Here is a 16968-nt window from a genome sequence, read left to right as displayed (position 1 = left end):
ACTTTTCTTCGCGTGAAACCGCTGCAAAAATAAAAAGTGCTCCGCAATTAATCGCGGAGCACTTAGGCCTTTTCAATGAATTTATGTGGTCAAGGTTACTTATTCTCAAATCTTAATTCGTTGAGGACCATCGATCCTCCCTTTTTCTGCAGGAAAAAGGAAAGGCGGTAATTGCCGCCGCTGGTGCTCAGGTTACCGATACCGAACCTGGAGGCTTCCCCTCCCTGGTGTACCAGTTCAAAAGACTTCACCTGGTTTTTGGAGAAAAAATCCTTGAGGATGATTTCTGCCTGTGCTTTACTATAAGAATTCGCTTTGCCGCTGATATTAATTTCGACATTATTGTCCAGGTAACGGGATAAGCTGCTTACATCGCCTTGCTTGATGGCACCCACCACATCTTCGAACGGTCCGGCCACCAGTGATTCATCCGTGCCCGCCGATAGCGCAAATGCTGAAATAATTCCTCCCAACAACACCATCAGCACAATCAATAGCTTCTTCATTGTCAGTTTTTTTATTAGAAAGTAACTTAATCAACACAAATTAAATGCGAAAACTATGCCAAACACGCTGTGTTTCAACAAAATCACACCATCGTGGTAGCAATGAATACATAAATAATAAGACAAAATTAATATGCAAAGAATTTTAAATAACTAAATAGCAAAATGCATGATGACCAGCCCTGGCATTTGTATTTTTTGGATTAGCCTTATTTTTGTAAAATATTTAGAAAGTATTCAACTGCATTATAAGTACTTTCACCTCCCGAGTTGAAATCAATAAAAACTAATTAACCTTAACCAGACAGGATATGGAAAAGAAAAGAGCCATTCTCGTAATTATGGATGGATGGGGCGAGGGTAAAGTACCTGCTTCCGACGCTATTGCAAACGCACAGACACCCTTTGTGAGCAGCCTGTATAACAAATATCCCCACAGCCACCTTGTTACCTGCGGAGAAGCCGTAGGCTTACCGGACGGCCAGATGGGCAACTCTGAAGTAGGCCACCTGAATATCGGGGCCGGCAGAATTGTATACCAGGAACTGCAAAGAATCAACGTAGCTGCGCGTGACGGCGAACTGGCCGGCAACACCGTCCTGCTGGACACCCTGGCCCATGCCAAAAACAATAACAAAGCGCTGCACCTGATCGGCCTCGTGAGCAACGGTGGCGTACACTCGCATATAGAACATCTCAAAGCACTGACCTCCATCGCCAAAGAACATGGACTGGAAAAAGTATATATCCACGCCTTTACCGACGGCCGCGATACCGACCCGAAAAGCGGATTGGGCTTCCTGGAAGACCTGCAGGCACACCTGGAAAAGTCTACCGGTAAAATAGCCTCCGTGACCGGCCGCTATTATGCAATGGACAGGGACAAACGCTGGGAACGCGTAAAACTGGCCTATGATGCACTGGTACACGGTACCGGCACCGGCACCCACGACCTGTTCACCGCTGTGAAAGCCTCCTATGCGGAAGGTGTGACCGACGAATTCATCAAACCGATCATCGTGGAAGATGAAGCCGGCAAACCACTCGCCACTATCCAGAACGGTGATGCTGTACTCTGCTTCAACTTCCGCACGGACCGCTGCCGCGAAATAACACAGGTGCTGACACAGGAAGCTTTCCCTGATTTCAATATGAAACCGCTGGAAGTATACTACACCACCATGACTGAATACGATAAAACCTATAAAAACGTACACGTCATCTTTGAAAACGATAACCTCAACATGACACTCGGCGAGGTATTGGCCAAAGACGGCTATACGCAGGTACGTATTGCAGAAACAGAAAAATATCCGCACGTTTCTTTCTTCTTCTCCGGCGGACGCGAGAAAGAATTTGAAGGCGAACGCAGGATCATGATACCATCTCCCAAAGTGGCCACCTACGACCTGAAACCGGAGATGAGCGCCAACGAAGTAACCGATGCCATCGTTCCGGTGCTCCAGGAAAAATCCGCCGATTTTATCGCCCTCAACTTCGCCAATGCGGACATGGTGGGCCATACAGGCGTATTCTCCGCTGCCATAAAAGCCGTTGAAACCGTAGACCACTGCGTGAACAGGGTAGTGACTGCCGCACTGGCCAGCAACTACACGGTATTCCTGACCGCAGACCACGGAAACGCCGACTATATGGTGAATGAAGACGGTACCCCCAATACAGCACATACCCTGAATCTCGTTCCTTTCTTTATTATCAGCAACGACTTCCAGGGTAAAGTGAAAGATGGTAAACTGGGCGATATTGCTCCTACCATCCTGCATTTCATGGGCCTCGCCGCTCCAAAGGAAATGACCGGCAACCTGCTGGTGTAGTGGTACACTACAATCCATCATATTACAAAGCGATGACCGACGGTCATCGCTTTTTTTATTTGCACTTTTATCAAAAAATTATTTTCATGACGTGTAACTTTTCTTTCACCCCTCCCGTTTAACTATCACCATTCTGATTTTTTCTCAGTCCTACGGACTGATATTCATATTTTTAGTGCTCTCGACAGATTTGCTCATGCATCGATGCGCCGTTTTTACGGCGCATTTTTTCTGACCCACATTTAAGTACTAATTTTGCCGAATGAGACATTACCGCTACATCACGGTACTATTAACCATATTCGGTTTTATAGCCTGCCATCAGGACAACAATACAACAGGAAAAACAACGGCCGCAGCCAAATTTGAGCCACTACCGGCCTACTTCAACGAAGAACGGGAACACATCCGCACCGGCAGTTTCAGTTTGCATAAAACAGTCACCCTGAACGGTGTTAGCGATACCGCCCATATCGACGGGGCCGACAGCACTGCAGTGAAAGACCTGCTGAAACCATTTGCCGATGTCGACCTGAATAAACCTTCCCTGCGGGACGAATACGATACCTCCAGCTTATACGATCCTTTCTCCGGCCGGAAATCAGTGATCTATAAGTCCAAAGGAAAACAAACATTCCCCTCCGAGATCACCATGGAACTGGATAAAAACGGGACCATACAGCAGGTTAACGTTCACAGCTATACCGTTAATATGGTATACGAATTCAGGCAAGACCTGTTATATCAGCGGAATAAAAATATCCGTATCGCCACCTACCAGAAAATAGCTTTTCTGGCACCCAAAGAGATTGAAGTCAATGTAGCCGTCACACCCAAAAACAGGATGTAACACATGACCGCAGCAGAGTTCCAGCAAATATCACATACTATACCGCTCAACGCCGGTATCTACAAATATTACGACAAGGACGGCACCCTGCTGTATGTAGGCAAAGCCAAAAGCCTCCGCAAACGGGTAAGCTCCTATTTTGTTAAAAATCATGACAACTTTAAGACACGCAAACTGGTGGAACACATCCACCACATTGAGTTTACGATCGTTGACTCCGAGCAGGACGCCTTTCTGCTGGAAAATTCCCTGATCAAACAGTTCCAGCCGCGGTATAATATCAACCTGAAAGATGATAAGACCTACCCGTATATCGTCATCAAACATGAACCGTTTCCACGGGTGTTCTTTACCCGCAATGTGATTAAAGACGGTTCAGATTACCTGGGACCGTTTACCTCTGTGGGCCGCGTCCGCGAAATACTCGAGGTGATCCGGTACAATATTCCGCTACGCACCTGTAATCTTAATCTCAGCGATCAGAACATCAAAAAAGGAAAGTTCAAGGTATGTCTCGAATACCACCTGGGCAACTGTAAAGGTCCCTGTGAAGGGCTGCAAACAGAGGAAGACTACCGGGAAGGACTGGCACAGGTCAAAAACGTGCTGAAAGGCAATCTGTCACCAGTGGTGAACCTTTTCAAAGACCAAATGCAGCAGTACGCTGCAGCGATGGAATTCGAAAAGGCGGAAATCATGCGTAAAAAGATTGCCAGCCTGGAAGACTATTCCGCCAAATCCACCGTTGTCAATACCCGCATGGGCAATGTAGACGTGTTCTCCATTATCAGCGATGGCAATCATGCATATGTCAACTATCTCCGTATTCTCAATGGTACTATTTCTGATACCAAAACCGTTACCCTGGAGAAACAACTGGAAGAAGGAGACGAAGAAGTGCTCAGTTACGCCATCGCCTATCTGCGGGACGTATTCAAAAGCATCACCACTGAAATCGTTGTGCCTTTCCCGTTAGAATACCCGGACAGCAGCATCACGGTTACCGTTCCCAAGGGAGGTGACAAAAAGAAGTTACTGGACCTGTCGGAGAAAAACGTGAACTATTTCAAAGAAGAATTATACCGTAAAAAAATACTCCATCTCGAAGGCAAGAGTGACATGGAGCGAAAACAGGTGCTCTATCAACTGCAGGCCGACCTGGAATTGCCGGTGCTGCCGGAGCACATCGAATGTTTCGATAACTCCAACTTCCAGGGTTCCTATCCCGTATCAGCCTGCGTAGTATTCAAAGATGGCGTGGCGTCCAAAAAAGACTACCGGCATTTTAACATCAAAACAGTACAGGGCATCAATGACTTCGCATCCATGAAAGAAGTGGTGTACCGGCGTTATTCCCGCCTGCTGGCAGAACAACAGCCGTTGCCGCAGCTTGTCATCATTGATGGTGGTAAAGGGCAGCTGGGATCAGCCATGGAAAGCATCCGTGAGCTGGACCTGATTGGCAGCATGACTGTTGTGGGCCTGGCAAAAAATGAAGAGGAGATCTTCTTCCCCGGTGATTCAGAAAGTATCAAGCTGCCATTCAACAGTGAAAGCCTGAAGCTGATACGCCGTGTCCGCGATGAGGTGCACCGTTTCGGTATCACTTTCCACCGTCAGAAACGCAGCAAGGGCACCTTTAAAAATGAACTGGAAACCATTAAAGGCATCGGGGAACAAACCGCCACGCAGCTACTGAAAACCTTCCGCTCTGTTGCCAAAATCAAACAACTTACGGAAGAGGACCTGGCGCAGGAAATTGGCGGCGCCAAAGCCAAACTGGTGTGGGACCATTTCCATAAAAGCTAATGCTATACCGCTTTTCCCACTTTTTGCGGACAACTGCGGACCATATTTTCCGCCTGTAACACATGCCGGTTGATATGTGCTGTCATAAAGCCAAAGGTATCACCCACCGACAGTTTGATTAAACTGGAGAGGGAGGTGGCGACCTTTGCCTGCTGCAGATTGATTTTTGACGCCCTGTCCATCAGTGCTTCCATCGTTTCCTGTTGTTGGATAAATTCACTGAGTACCATTCCGGCATCGGGTTGTACGGAGGGCAGATGCCCTTTCGGAGATTTCATGCGGGAGCGGAGTTTTCCTTCCGGCGTGGGTTGCATCTGTTTGGTAAACCAGGCGCCCAGCCAGCTGCTTTTAAACGTTTCCAGCGGCCGGCTGTTGTTTTGTTCCGCGGCCGTAATGGCATTATCTAATGCCGGCAGATAAAACCGGCCATAGGTATTCAGGTGTTCCAGGCACTGAAGCGCGCTCCATTTTCCCGCCTGGGGCGTGTAAGATAATACTTCCACCGGCTGACCACCGAAACGGTCTTCTGCTTTATACTGTGCTGCCAGGATCTGTCTGCCAAGTTGTTTTAAAAGCACGTTGGTGTTAACGGATGCCATATTCAAAAGATTTACTGCAAAACTACTTTAGGGGCCAACGAAAAAAGTTGGCGCAGATCAAGATTTTACAACTTTACTGATTTCAGCAGCTTGCTGAAAGTGGCCGGGTCTATGCCGAGGTAAGAGGCGAGGTATTTTTGTGGTATCAGCTGCAATACATGCGGGCTGCGGGTAAGCAGTGTCCTGAATTTCTGCTCGGCGCTATAGGAGAGGATTTCCTTGTGTCGTTCCAGAATGCCGCCCAGAGCGGCTATGGAACCGAGGCGCACCCATCTGTCGATCAGTGGATATTGCCGGGTAAGGCCGTCAAAATCCGGCCATGACATGCGCAACATACGGCTGGGCGTCAGCGCTTCAAGATACCAGGGGGAGGGGCGCTGTAGCTGGAAGGAGTCTATCACTCCGGAGAAGGAGCCGGTATAGGTAAACAGGATGGTCACTTCCCGGTCGTCTTCCAGGCTAAACAGCCGTTGCACGCCTTCTTCCACGAAGTAGATATATTTCTCCACTTCGCCGGCAACGGTGACCATGTCCTTTCTTTTAAAGGTTACCGGGGTCCAGCAGGCAGAAAGTGCTTCCCATTCTTTCTCTGGCAGGGGCATGATACTGAAGGCTGTTTTACGCAGAAGTTCCATGATCAACAAAATACAAATAACTGTGTATAAAAAGCAAAGACCCGGACGATGCCGGGTCTTTGCTTTTTATACTTAAGTACGTAAGACAGATTGATTAGTATTGCCAGAGGTCCTGTTCCTTATTAAAGATGCGGTCTTTGATGGACTGGCCTTCGAGGAGACGCATCACACCGTCTTTAATGTAGTCTTTGATCTCGCGGTTATAGGTATTGTTTTCCTTCACGATATAGCTACCGAAGAAACGCATCTCGAAGAGGTCTTCCCAGCTGATAGTGGAAGCGTCGTTGTTCTGGTTGTACACATCGTACTTGGCCAGGGTTGGACGCAGGTCAGGATAATACACCCAGAACAGGGGGATAGAAGCGCGTACGCTGCCATCTTCGTTCATACGGGACACCATTGGCGCGATACCGAGGATACGGACTTTCAGGGCAGAAGCTTCTTTGTCGAACACCCATACTTCCTTGATTTTGTACTGTCTGATAGTACGGGGGTCAAAGTCGTCGCGGGTGGTCACCATTTTCTCTTCGCCGGTTACCGGGTCAATACTGCGTACGGTCCTTTCTTCACCTGCAATCTTATTCTGTATTTCAGAATACGGGATGACAGTGGTGAAGCGGTCATCGATAGGGTTGAATGCTTCAACTTCCTTATTCTTGATAGCGTTCAGCAGAATATTAATAAACAGTTGGTTAATGCCACTTTCGTCTTCCACGTTGTATTGGAAGGGGAGGTTGATTTTCTCCCGAACATCGATCACCTGCCAGACACGTTTTTCCCAGAAACGGTCATCCTCGCGGATGTAGTCGTATACGATAGGAACGCGTTCTCTTGCGAGGTTTCTCTCTACCACACCATCTACGCGCAATGATTTGCGCGGCGTGTCCGATACCGGGGCGGTGATACCGTCGGGGCGTTGGGACGCGGCGTTAGGAGCAGGAGGAGGCGGTGTTACAGCATTCCCGGTAGCGGGGTTTACAACCGGCGCGTTCGGGTCTGTCTGTGGTGCTTCGGTAGCTGTTCTGCGGCGGGTAGTACCACCACGTCTTTGTGCTTCCGCAGCTGTTGCCAGCATTACCAGCAACATCGTACACCAACCAATTCTGTTAAATATTACTGCTCGCATATTTCAGTAATTTATGACCTGTTAATTTAATTTGAATATTGTGCTGGGCATTGTACGTACAATGCCATCAGGGCCTTTTACTTTTACGTTTTCGAAGTATACTTCATCACCCGGGCGCAGCGCACGGATAGAAGCGGCTACGTTGTTAGGGAAATAAGCGGAGTTGGCCTCACCTTCCTGGTATTCTTTGCCTTTGGCAGATACACCGATACGGTAACCTACTACGTCATATTTCACACCTTCGAATTCGAAGTCTTCCAGAGCAGCAGCGAGGCCCAGCTGAACTTTGAAGTCAGCGGCTTTCATGCTGCCACCTTTGTTAAATCCTACTTTCAGAACAGGGTCCGGAACACGTTTTACACGGAATTCTTTCTGGCCCAGCTGTTTTACTTTACCGTCGATGTTGGCTACTACATTGATCACCGCTTTACCAGGCTGGCTAACGGTTACAGTGTATTCACCGGAGCCGCGTTTGGTAATGGTGCCACCATTGATGGAAGCGGACACTGCTTCAGCAGGTACACCAGCAGCAGAGATGGAGATCGGGTTCTGCAGACCAATGTACAGTACGTTCATTTTGTCGGCAGAGATGGAGGTAGTAGAAGCACCTACGTTATAGCTTTCGGTGAAAGACTGCGTGATAGGTTCGCCACCAGCAGGGTTAGGCAGGGTGATAGTACCGGAGATGGTTTTTTCACCGAGGCCGCTCACCGGCAGGGAGTAGGTAGCCAGGCCTTCAGTAGCAGTAATCGTTTGACCGTTAACTGTGATAGTTGGGTTTACGGTAGTGCTATAGGCGCCTACTGCGATTTGAGCAGTCAGCGTTTGGCCTGACATCAGGTTTTTAGAGTTCAGGGAGATGAACGGCCTGATTTTATCAAACTTAAAGTCTTTCGCATTGATCTGACGATACAGGTCGTCGATGATGGCAGACTCAGAGTTTTTGATATCGTTCTGGAATTTACCCAGGATGGTTACCGCAGCGATGGTAGGAACCATGTTGAAATGGTAGGTAGTCCATGTTTTAGGACCAGTACCATGATCGTCGCCGCCGGATTTTCCCACTTCGATTTTCAGAGGTAAAGTTTTTGCAAATTTAGCCTGGTCTTTAGGTTCTACGAAAGTAAGCAACTGTTTGCGCAGGGCTATCAGTTTGGCTTCCAGTTCAGGGCCTTTTTTCATGTTCTCCATCACGCGGGTAGGAGCGTCCAGGTCGGATTTGGATTTGATTTCGCCTGTTTCGTCTTTACCACCGCTTTCGGTGATGATGAGATTTTTTAAGCTTTCCACGTAGTTGTATGCTTCAGCGGAGGCTTTTTTTACTTCTTCAGCTTTAGCTTTCAGCGGACCAACTTTCTCGGCGTTATCTTTCATTTGCTCCACAAACTGCTGATAAATGAAGTTGTTTTTATCAGTGAGGGCGCCGTTTGAAGTAACGATAGAGTTATTTACAATATTAAAAGCGTTTAGTATTTCAGCAGAGACGTTCAACGCGAGCATGGCCGTTAAGACCAGGTACATAATGTTGATCATCTTCTGCCTGGGATCTTTAGGTAGTGCCATAGTTCTTTAGCAGATTTAATGAATGGTTTATTAAACTATAAGCAATACTTATCTGGTTCCGCTCATGGCAGTCAGCATGTTGCCATAAACAGTATTGAGGTTGCTAAGGTTTTTGGCCAGCATGGTGATCTGCTCCTGAGTCTTCTTAGCATCATCAACACTACCACTCATAGCGGAAGCAGCTTTGTTCAGGTTGCTGTAGAAGTTGTTCATCGCTTTCAGGTGGTTGTTGGTGTCTTGCAGTTCCAGTTCGTAGATAGCGTTGAGGGAAGCCAGGTTTTTGGTCATGCCCTGCATCTGTTCGTGGAAGCTTCTGGTAGACTCAGAGGCGCTATTGAAGGAAGATACTGCGGAAGCAGCAGTAGTGTAGGCGTTAGCCACATTACCGATAGCAGCGGCAGCTTCTCTTGTTTTCTGGGTGTAGTCACCGGTAGCAGCTACCACGTCGCTGATATCTCTCATTTTATCAACGGTAGTGCCCAGTTTCTGGAAGTTTTCGCTCAGGCGTTGCAGATTGGCAGGCGTGATGTCTGCTTCCTGCAGCATTTTGTCGAGACCAGCAACAGCAGGGCTGCCGGCAACGGCTACTACCTGGCCTTCAGCATGGGAGGCACCGGAGTCAGGAACGAAAGCATATACAAAGAAGATGAGCGCTTCAGTGCTCAGACCTAAAATCAAAGCGATATCCGCTCCCCGCCAGTGTTGCAGTTTAAATAACGCTCCGATAATTACAACAGAAGCGGCAATACATACGAAAAAGTTCAGCCATTTAGCTTTGTTAGGATTCATAGCCATAGGTTAAAATTTACTGGTTAAAGTGATAAGTGTTAAAGTTCTCTGTATGGAATAGTTATTTCTCCGTGATTTGCTTAATGTGTGCATAAATAAAGGCTTTTCTGGTTTAACGGATCAGCAATTATCTAATTATCTGTGTTTGGCCCTTCTGCTCAATGCGATCGTACATCTGAAACCTACATACGATTTAGCACTATCCTGATATTCATATGTTCTGGTACCTGTTTGCAGGAAGTATCCCACATCTTTCCAGGAGCCGCCTCTGATGGCTTTACGTTTCATTTTCAAAGGCGCATCGTCTGGCACGTCCATTCTGAGATAAGGGTTCATATCGGACGTAAATGAATAGGCGTTTTCATAGAAGATGTCAGCAGTCCATTCCGCTACGTTACCGGCCATGCAATACAGACCGTAATCGTTGGGCCAGTAAGCATCGGCGCGTACGGTGTAGAAACCGCCGTCTTCCGGATAGTTACCGCGGCCAGGTTTGAAGTTGGCCAGCAGACAGCCTTTTTTATTTCGGATATAGTAACCACCCCAGGGATAAGGTGTTTGCTCTCTGCCGCCACGGGCAGCATATTCCCACTGTGCTTCAGAAGGCAGCTGGAATTTATCTTCCGTGAATAATTTTTTAGAGTTGCGGTAATCTTCCCAGAATTTACTTCTCCATTCGCAGAAAGCGGTTGCCTGGTGCCAGTTAACGCCTACTACCGGATAGTTGTCGAATGCCGGATGCCAGAAGTACATACGGGTCATCGGTTCGTTATACGCATAGGAGAAGTCCCTGATCCAGCACAGCGTGTCCGGATAAATAGGCACGTCTTTCTTAACGATGAACGTAGAACGAGGCTTGCCGAAGTTCTCCCTCAGCTTGGCTTTGTCCCAGTTGAACGTTTCCTGGTGATAAACCAGCTTTCCAACGTCCACGTCCTTGCGGCCGTACAGACGGTCAGCTTCTGTGTATATCATCGCGTCCAGTTTTTCCACTGTCGCTTTGTCTTTCCAGTTGATCTTCTGCTTCCAGTCGATGATGTCATGTCCATCATCCTGTTTAACATGGCCTAACAGAATGTGGGCGATAGAGTCCTGGACCCATTGCACAAACTGGCGGTACTCATTGTTCGTAATCTCCGTGGCATCCATATAGAAGCCGGAAATAGAGATAGACTTGTTACGCGCTGTGTAGGCATAGTTCACGTCCTCATCGCTGGGGCCCATGTGAAATGTTCCCGCGGGAACATAAACCATCCCATAGGGTACAGGGGGGGTGTACTTTGGTCTGGGGCTTACGCCGATCAGTTGCCCTTGTGCGTTTTTGGGGCCTTTACTACCGCCACAGCTGGCCAGCAGGGAAACCAGCAAAAGTGCCAACAGACCTCTTAAATAATTAAGCTTCATAAGGGTAGCTTTCATCAGAATATGTTTTTCTATAACCAGCCTGGTGTTTTTTGCCTGAATGCTAGGGAACACATTTCTCATATTTATCACCCGCTTTGTTTATATGAAAGATAGCAAATGTAATAATAAAATTTAATTTGTAGTCAACTTTTACACAACTTTTTCAATTCCACATACGTCGGTTCGGTAACTAATTTAAACGTATTTTTTAACATTTTATTATATCACCGGTCCAACATTTATTTTACATAAACCACCCTTATAACGGGCAAGTTACATAATTATTCTATTAAATTAATAATTTCTTGTATATAAAACACTGGCTTAATACAATGGTAATCCTTGCATAAATATACTAATGTATCGTTTTCCCGGTATCTGTCCTGCAACAGCGGAATTTCCGGCTGATTTTTTTCCGAGCCGATCAAAATCCGGAAAGGGATAAACCAGTTGCCCGCCTCCTGCATCCGCACACGGAAATCTTTTCCTACAACCGCTATTTCAGGAGTGCCTTTTACCAGCTGCAATAACTGGCTCGCCCACACGCCGAAAGAAGTAGGGTACCGGACCACCGTCTGGGCAATACCTGCCAAAGCCGCTACGGCCTTGTTTCCCCAATCTTTATTATCGAAAACAACCGAAAGATACCAAAGGTTCTGCACCATTATGGCATTACCACTGGGCACTGCCCCGTCATACACCTCTTTCTTCCGCACAATCACATCATTCTGCCCGTCGATGGTATAGTAAAAAAGATGACCACCATCCCCAAAATGATCGTTCACAAAAGCCGTAATATCATGCGCCTGGTACAGGTAACGGGTATCGCCGGTGATTTCCTGCAGGGCGATCAGCGCCCGTATCAGGCAGGCATAATCGTCCAGGAAAGCAGGGTATTTGGCCTGCCCGTTTTTCCAGGTATGGTAAAACGCCTGTGTACCATCGTTTTGCCGGAAATTGGCCAGCAGGAAATCCATATTGCGTACCGCCATCTGCCGGTAGGTTTCATCGCCCAGTGCCGCAAAAGCACGGCAACAGGCATGTACCATCAGGGCATTCCAGCCCAACAGCGCCTTATCGTCCAGCCCCGGGCGGACACGACTGGCCCTTACGGCCTGCAGCTTCTCCCGGCAGCCTTTCAGCATAGCGCCCAATACGGCCGGATCATAGCCTCTTTCAGCGGCAAACTGCTCCAACGGCTGTTGTATCCATAATATATTCTGCTCTTCCCAGTTGCCATGCTCCGTCACATCATAAAACTCACAGAAAGGGCCTGCCTGTTCTCCCAGCACATGGTGTATCTCCGCTTTGCTCCAGGTATAAAATTTCCCTTCCACCCCTTCAGAGTCCGCGTCCAGTGCGGCATAGAAACCACCCTCCGGCGATGTCATCTCCCGGGTAATAAAAGCCAGGGTATCTTTTATAGTCTGTGCATATACATTATTACGGGTCAATTGCCACGCGTCACACAGCACATCTATCAGCAAAGCATTGTCGTACAACATCTTCTCGAAATGGGGCGCAAGCCATTTCTCATCAGTGGAATAACGGGCAAAACCGCCGCCCAGCTGATCATACAAGCCACCCTGCAACATTTTGTCCAGCGACAGCAACGCCTGCTGCAGCGCTTCGGGATGCTTAAACGCATGGTGGTAACGCAGCAAGTACCCAATGGTAAAAGTCTGCGGGAACTTAGGCGCCCGGCCAAAACCACCCCATACCGTGTCTGCCTGCCGCAGCATGTTTTCACAGATGGTATCACATTGCTGGCGGGTAAACAGCTCCTCCCTTGGTATATTGAAGTTCACACCGGCATCAAGCCCAAACTGGCTCGACTGGTCAATATGTTGTGTCAGATTATCCGCCTGTGTTTCGATGTCTTCCCGCTTGTTGGCGAAAGCATCTGCCAGCGACAACAGCACATCTTTCCACGACGGCCGGTTGTAAGCCTTTACCGGCGGGAAATAGGTACCGCCGTAAAACGGCTTTTTATCAGGCGTAAGAAATACGTTCAGCGGCCATCCGCCGGCGCCCGTCATGGCCTGCACCGCGTCCATATAGATATGGTCCAGGTCCGGCCTTTCCTCCCTGTCTATCTTGATATTGATGAAATACGTATTCATGATGTCAGCGGTTGCTGCATCCTCAAAGCTTTCCCGCTCCATCACATGACACCAGTGACAAGCGGCGTACCCTATACTCACTAGAATGGGCTTATCTTCCGTTCTGGCCCGCTCCAGTGCCTCTTCTCCCCAGGGATACCACTCCACCGGGTTATGCGCGTGCTGCAATAAATAAGGACTGGTTTCGCCCGCAAGTTTATTCATGGAATCCGCTTAAATAATTGAAACTGGGATAGTTTTGATTGATAACGATACACGCTACAAGAATAAAAAGATTTTGACAGAATTACCAGTTCCTGAAAAGATTTTTTGAGTAGATAATAACAACCGGAGAAAACTGCTGCTGCGGCCGCTTAGCAGTAACAAAGCAGGGATGGCTACTGCCATCCCTGGTAAACTATTTATGCGACACACATTATTCGCTTATTTCTTGTTAAGACCTGCGAGGTACTGGTCCAGTGCAGCAGCCATAGAGGGTGCCTGCGGGGCCGGCGCTTTCACATCCAGTCTTAAACCTGCTTCTTCCACCGCCGCTGAAGTAGTAGGCCCAAAAGCCCCGATACGCGTACCGTTTTGTTCAAAAGAAGGCACGTTCTCGAATAATGACTTCACACCGGAAGGACTGAAAAACACGATCATGTCGTAGGTAGTCTTGCCCAGTATCTCCTTTACATCGTTGGAAACGGTTTTATAAAGGGTGGCTGTGGCATACTCACATTTGTTCGTTTTCAACCATTCCTCAATGTCCTTTTTCTGGCTGTCTGAGCTGGGGAAGAGAAACTTCTCGTTGTCCCGGTGTTTGTTCATCACTTCCAGTACACCTTTGGTAGAACCGTCAGCTCCGTAAAACACCTTCCGCTTACGATAGAGAATGAATTTCTGCAGGTACAACGCAACTGCTTCCGTGATACAAAAGTACTTGCAATCCTGCGATACTTTAATCTTCATTTCTTCACAGATCCGGAAAAAGTGGTCCACCGCATTACGGCTGGTAAAAATTACTGCCGTGAAAGCCAGGATGTCAATTTTCTGTTTCCGAAACTCCTTAGCGGGTAAGCCTTCCACCCTGATGAATGGATAAAAGTCCAGTTTTATGTTGAACTTCTTCGCCAGATCAAAATAGGGAGACTTTTCTGTTTCAGGCTTAGGTTGAGAAATTAGGATTGACTGAATTTGTTTACCTTGCAAATCTTTTTTTGGCCCGCCTTTAATCATACTTTTTTATGCTCTTGTGTTAACAATAGGCGATAATCAAGGATTACCAGTTAACCAGATATTCAGCAGCACCTTTGTTAATATTAGCACCGGCGCTACTTCGAATGCGCAAAGGTAAAGAAAAAAATGCAATTTACTGAAGGATAGGTATTGCCTAACTAAAGAATAAGATCTAATATACCGGTAGACAACTAATAATACTATAAAAAATATCGAAATATAGAGGAAAGTACGGGCTATTTCCACATCACAGAAAGCCAACACCACCAGGAACGGCACCAGCAGTACCCCCAGGATCTTATTGATCAGGTATAAAATAAAAATATAAGCATCGGCCAGCTCACTGTTACCAAACAACCAGCCACAGAAACGCAGCATCACATATTTGATACCATACACAACCGCCACCAGGACGATCAGCCCGGGAATCAGCAACCACGGCTCTGCCTGTGGAAACACCTGCTGCCGGTACAATACCAGGTAAAGATATACCCCCAGCGACACCGCAAAAAAGGTATTGAGCAGCATATTCGGGAAAGGCGCCTGTGACAGCTGGTCCTTCAGCTGCCGCTGGCTCAGCGTGGGGTTTAGGAAAGCCCTGAAGAGGTCCGCAAAATATTTGGTGTACGACAACCGGATGATGCTCAGCAGCAATAATATACCGCCTACGAGATACACGAGCCAGTCCATATTCCTAAAAGGCCGCAGGGGATTGGTGTCCCGAAAGGAAGGCCTTCCCGGCTTCAGGAAAATGTTCTCCTGCGCCAGCTTCTTCATGTACAGGTCAAATTCAGATACCGGCTTCGGCCTGGGCGCCGCCGCCAGCGCTGCGCTGTCTGTTTTGTGAGCGCTGGTGTCTACCGGCACTGTAGCCGTAGCTGGCACCACAGCGGTCTTTACCGTATCTTTCCTGATGGTCCGTGTCGTATCTTTTTTCAAAGCCACGGCAGCAGGCTTCGGTTTCGGCTTCGGACGAAGTGAATCCGGCACCGTACGGACAGCCGCAGGTTTCTTTTTGACAGGGGCAGGCACGGCAGTACTGTCTGCTGTTTGTGCCATTATCGGTAAGTAGCTGAAAATAAATAGAAACAATAACCAGTTGCGCACCAGGAAAATATTTTGCAATGACTTTTAATCGGTTTTCCAATTTCAACGTGTGCCCTCACCACACCAACCAGGGGGCAATTAACACCGTCCTGTTCACATAACAAAACTGAAACGTAATTTTGCTGTTTGCAAAGATATTAAAATAGTCCATAGTTGACCTGTAATACGGCAACAGCAGGCTATTATAAAAAACGTCCATGGCCGGAATTTATTTACATATTCCCTTCTGTAAGCAGGCTTGTTACTACTGCAACTTCCATTTTTCCACCTCACTGGCCCGCAAAGCAGAGATGGTGCAATGCCTCCTGCAGGAAATAGACCTGCAAAAGGACTATCTCGGCGGTGAACGGATAGACACTATCTATTTCGGTGGCGGCACCCCCAGCTTACTCGACACCGCAGAACTGCAGTTGCTGCTGGCCCGCCTGCACAGCACCTTCGACGTGGCTCCCGACGTGGAAATCACACTGGAAGCCAATCCTGACGACCTGGACATGGTTAAGCTCCAGTCTCTCCGCGCTGCCGGCATCAACCGGCTCAGCATCGGGATACAGTCTTTCCATGAAGCCGATCTGAAATGGATGAACCGTGCCCATAACAGCCAACAGGCGCTGGAATGTATTGTACAGGCGCAACAACTCGGATTCCGCAATATCACCATAGACCTGATCTATGGCGGCCCCACGCTCACTGACGAAGGGTGGCGGCAGAACGTGGAACAGGCCATCGCACTGGGCGTGCCGCACCTGTCATGTTACGCGCTGACCGTGGAACCCGGCACTGCGCTCGACCATTTTATCCGTAAGAAAAAAATGGAAGCCACTGACCCCGATAAAGCAGCCCGTCATTTTGAGCAACTGATGCAGTGGCTGGAAGCCGCCGGCTACGAGCACTACGAAATCTCCAATTTCGCTTTGCCTGGCTGGCACTCACGGCATAACAGCAGCTACTGGCAAGGCCGGTCTTACCTGGGCATCGGCCCTTCGGCCCACTCATTCAACGGCCACTCCCGCCAGTGGAACATTGCCAATAACGCTGCCTATATCAAACGCATCACCGCCGGCGAAGTACCAGCGGAAACAGAAAGTCTCACCAAAGAGATGCAGTTCAATGAATACATCATGACTTCCCTGCGGACTTCCGCCGGCTGCAACCTGGAATGGGTCGCTGAAAAATTTGGCGCAGACCAAAGCCTTCGCCTGCAACAGGAAAGTAAGTCACTGATAGCCAAAGGATGGATGGTACAAGAAGGAGAAACGCTGCGGCTCACCAAAGCCGGACGGCTGTTTGCAGACGGTATCGCAGCGGATTTGTTCATTTGAGCCCCGGGCCAAATTGTTAGCAGGCTATCCCTTTTTACAGGAAAAAATTTAGGGATTCAATTATCCGGGCACATTCCAAATAATC

The 16968-nt window shown here is 48.1% G+C and carries 14 protein-coding genes; 4 read left to right on the top strand and 10 right to left on the bottom strand.

Going from position 1 to position 16968, the window contains the following annotated elements; genetic code table 11:
- Positions 1-95 precede the first annotated feature (95 nt).
- A complete protein-coding gene (locus ACTJJS_RS16485; protein ID WP_168870590.1) occupies positions 96-506 on the bottom strand; it encodes a DUF4783 domain-containing protein in 411 nt (136 codons plus the stop codon).
- 311 nt (positions 507-817) lie between these two features.
- On the opposite strand from ACTJJS_RS16485, the gene gpmI reads away from it, so the two are divergent.
- From gpmI to uvrC, 3 genes are all read left to right on the top strand, one after another.
- The gene (gene gpmI / locus ACTJJS_RS16480) at positions 818-2341 is read left to right on the top strand and encodes a 2,3-bisphosphoglycerate-independent phosphoglycerate mutase (protein WP_168870591.1); all 1524 of its coding nucleotides are present in this window, start codon (positions 818-820) and stop codon (positions 2339-2341) included.
- Between the two features lie 262 nt (positions 2342-2603).
- On the top strand, positions 2604-3191 hold the full coding sequence (locus ACTJJS_RS16475) for a hypothetical protein (RefSeq protein ID WP_440664503.1): 588 nt from the start codon (positions 2604-2606) through the stop codon (positions 3189-3191).
- Positions 3192-3194: 3 nt separating this feature from the next.
- Positions 3195-5000 (top strand): excinuclease ABC subunit UvrC, encoded by a 1806-nt coding sequence (gene uvrC, locus ACTJJS_RS16470; protein ID WP_440664502.1) that lies wholly within the window; start codon positions 3195-3197, stop codon positions 4998-5000.
- A gap of 2 nt (positions 5001-5002) precedes the next feature.
- Here the strand turns inward: uvrC and ACTJJS_RS16465 are convergent, their stop codons facing one another.
- The 9 genes from ACTJJS_RS16465 to ACTJJS_RS16425 form a co-directional block, all read right to left on the bottom strand.
- The gene (locus tag ACTJJS_RS16465; RefSeq protein ID WP_168870594.1) at positions 5003-5599 is read right to left on the bottom strand and encodes a DinB family protein; all 597 of its coding nucleotides are present in this window, start codon (positions 5597-5599) and stop codon (positions 5003-5005) included.
- Between the two features lie 65 nt (positions 5600-5664).
- Entirely contained in the window at positions 5665-6234 is a 570-nt protein-coding gene (locus ACTJJS_RS16460; RefSeq protein ID WP_168870595.1) for a Crp/Fnr family transcriptional regulator, read from the bottom strand.
- Between the two features lie 94 nt (positions 6235-6328).
- Positions 6329-7360: a gliding motility protein GldN gene (gldN, locus tag ACTJJS_RS16455; RefSeq protein ID WP_168870596.1), complete on the bottom strand. Its 1032-nt coding sequence runs from the start codon at positions 7358-7360 to the stop codon at positions 6329-6331.
- Positions 7361-7381: 21 nt separating this feature from the next.
- Entirely contained in the window at positions 7382-8923 is a 1542-nt protein-coding gene (gene gldM / locus ACTJJS_RS16450) for a gliding motility protein GldM (RefSeq protein WP_168870597.1), read from the bottom strand.
- A gap of 48 nt (positions 8924-8971) precedes the next feature.
- Positions 8972-9712 carry a gliding motility protein GldL gene (gldL, locus tag ACTJJS_RS16445; RefSeq protein WP_440664501.1) on the bottom strand — a complete coding sequence of 247 codons (741 nt, stop codon included), beginning with the start codon at positions 9710-9712 and terminating at the stop codon, positions 8972-8974.
- 135 nt (positions 9713-9847) lie between these two features.
- Positions 9848-11131 carry an SUMF1/EgtB/PvdO family nonheme iron enzyme gene (locus tag ACTJJS_RS16440; protein WP_240975088.1) on the bottom strand — a complete coding sequence of 428 codons (1284 nt, stop codon included), beginning with the start codon at positions 11129-11131 and terminating at the stop codon, positions 9848-9850.
- A gap of 266 nt (positions 11132-11397) precedes the next feature.
- Positions 11398-13443, bottom strand: coding sequence for a thioredoxin domain-containing protein (locus tag ACTJJS_RS16435; protein WP_440664500.1), 2046 nt, complete (start codon positions 13441-13443; stop codon positions 11398-11400).
- 219 nt (positions 13444-13662) lie between these two features.
- On the bottom strand, positions 13663-14427 hold the full coding sequence (locus ACTJJS_RS16430) for a uroporphyrinogen-III synthase (RefSeq protein ID WP_440664499.1): 765 nt from the start codon (positions 14425-14427) through the stop codon (positions 13663-13665).
- A 63-nt stretch (positions 14428-14490) separates the two neighbouring features.
- On the bottom strand, positions 14491-15513 hold the full coding sequence (locus ACTJJS_RS16425; RefSeq protein ID WP_440664498.1) for a DUF4271 domain-containing protein: 1023 nt from the start codon (positions 15511-15513) through the stop codon (positions 14491-14493).
- Between the two features lie 245 nt (positions 15514-15758).
- Between ACTJJS_RS16425 and hemW the strand changes: the two genes are divergently transcribed.
- Positions 15759-16883: a radical SAM family heme chaperone HemW gene (hemW, locus tag ACTJJS_RS16420; RefSeq protein WP_440664497.1), complete on the top strand. Its 1125-nt coding sequence runs from the start codon at positions 15759-15761 to the stop codon at positions 16881-16883.
- Positions 16884-16968 lie beyond the last annotated feature (85 nt).

This window comes from Chitinophaga sp. 22308, from assembly GCF_052045305.1.
In the GTDB taxonomy this organism is placed as follows: Bacteria; Bacteroidota; Bacteroidia; order Chitinophagales; family Chitinophagaceae; genus Chitinophaga; species Chitinophaga varians_A.
Note: the sequence above shows the minus strand (reverse complement) of the source record. Positions and strands in the feature narration are given on the sequence as shown.

Coding starts and splice junctions, on each gene's coding strand:
- uvrC (WP_440664502.1), top strand. CDS start 3,195: ATGACCGCAGCAGAGTTCCAGCAAATATCACATACTATACCGCTCAAC.
- ACTJJS_RS16435 (WP_440664500.1), bottom strand. CDS start 13,443: ATGAATAAACTTGCGGGCGAAACCAGTCCTTATTTATTGCAGCACGCG.
- gldM (WP_168870597.1), bottom strand. CDS start 8,923: ATGGCACTACCTAAAGATCCCAGGCAGAAGATGATCAACATTATGTAC.
- ACTJJS_RS16475 (WP_440664503.1), top strand. CDS start 2,604: ATGAGACATTACCGCTACATCACGGTACTATTAACCATATTCGGTTTT.
- ACTJJS_RS16440 (WP_240975088.1), bottom strand. CDS start 11,131: ATGAAAGCTACCCTTATGAAGCTTAATTATTTAAGAGGTCTGTTGGCA.
- gldN (WP_168870596.1), bottom strand. CDS start 7,360: ATGCGAGCAGTAATATTTAACAGAATTGGTTGGTGTACGATGTTGCTG.
- ACTJJS_RS16425 (WP_440664498.1), bottom strand. CDS start 15,513: ATGGCACAAACAGCAGACAGTACTGCCGTGCCTGCCCCTGTCAAAAAG.
- gldL (WP_440664501.1), bottom strand. CDS start 9,712: ATGAATCCTAACAAAGCTAAATGGCTGAACTTTTTCGTATGTATTGCC.
- ACTJJS_RS16465 (WP_168870594.1), bottom strand. CDS start 5,599: ATGGCATCCGTTAACACCAACGTGCTTTTAAAACAACTTGGCAGACAG.
- ACTJJS_RS16485 (WP_168870590.1), bottom strand. CDS start 506: ATGAAGAAGCTATTGATTGTGCTGATGGTGTTGTTGGGAGGAATTATT.
- gpmI (WP_168870591.1), top strand. CDS start 818: ATGGAAAAGAAAAGAGCCATTCTCGTAATTATGGATGGATGGGGCGAG.
- hemW (WP_440664497.1), top strand. CDS start 15,759: ATGGCCGGAATTTATTTACATATTCCCTTCTGTAAGCAGGCTTGTTAC.
- ACTJJS_RS16460 (WP_168870595.1), bottom strand. CDS start 6,234: ATGGAACTTCTGCGTAAAACAGCCTTCAGTATCATGCCCCTGCCAGAG.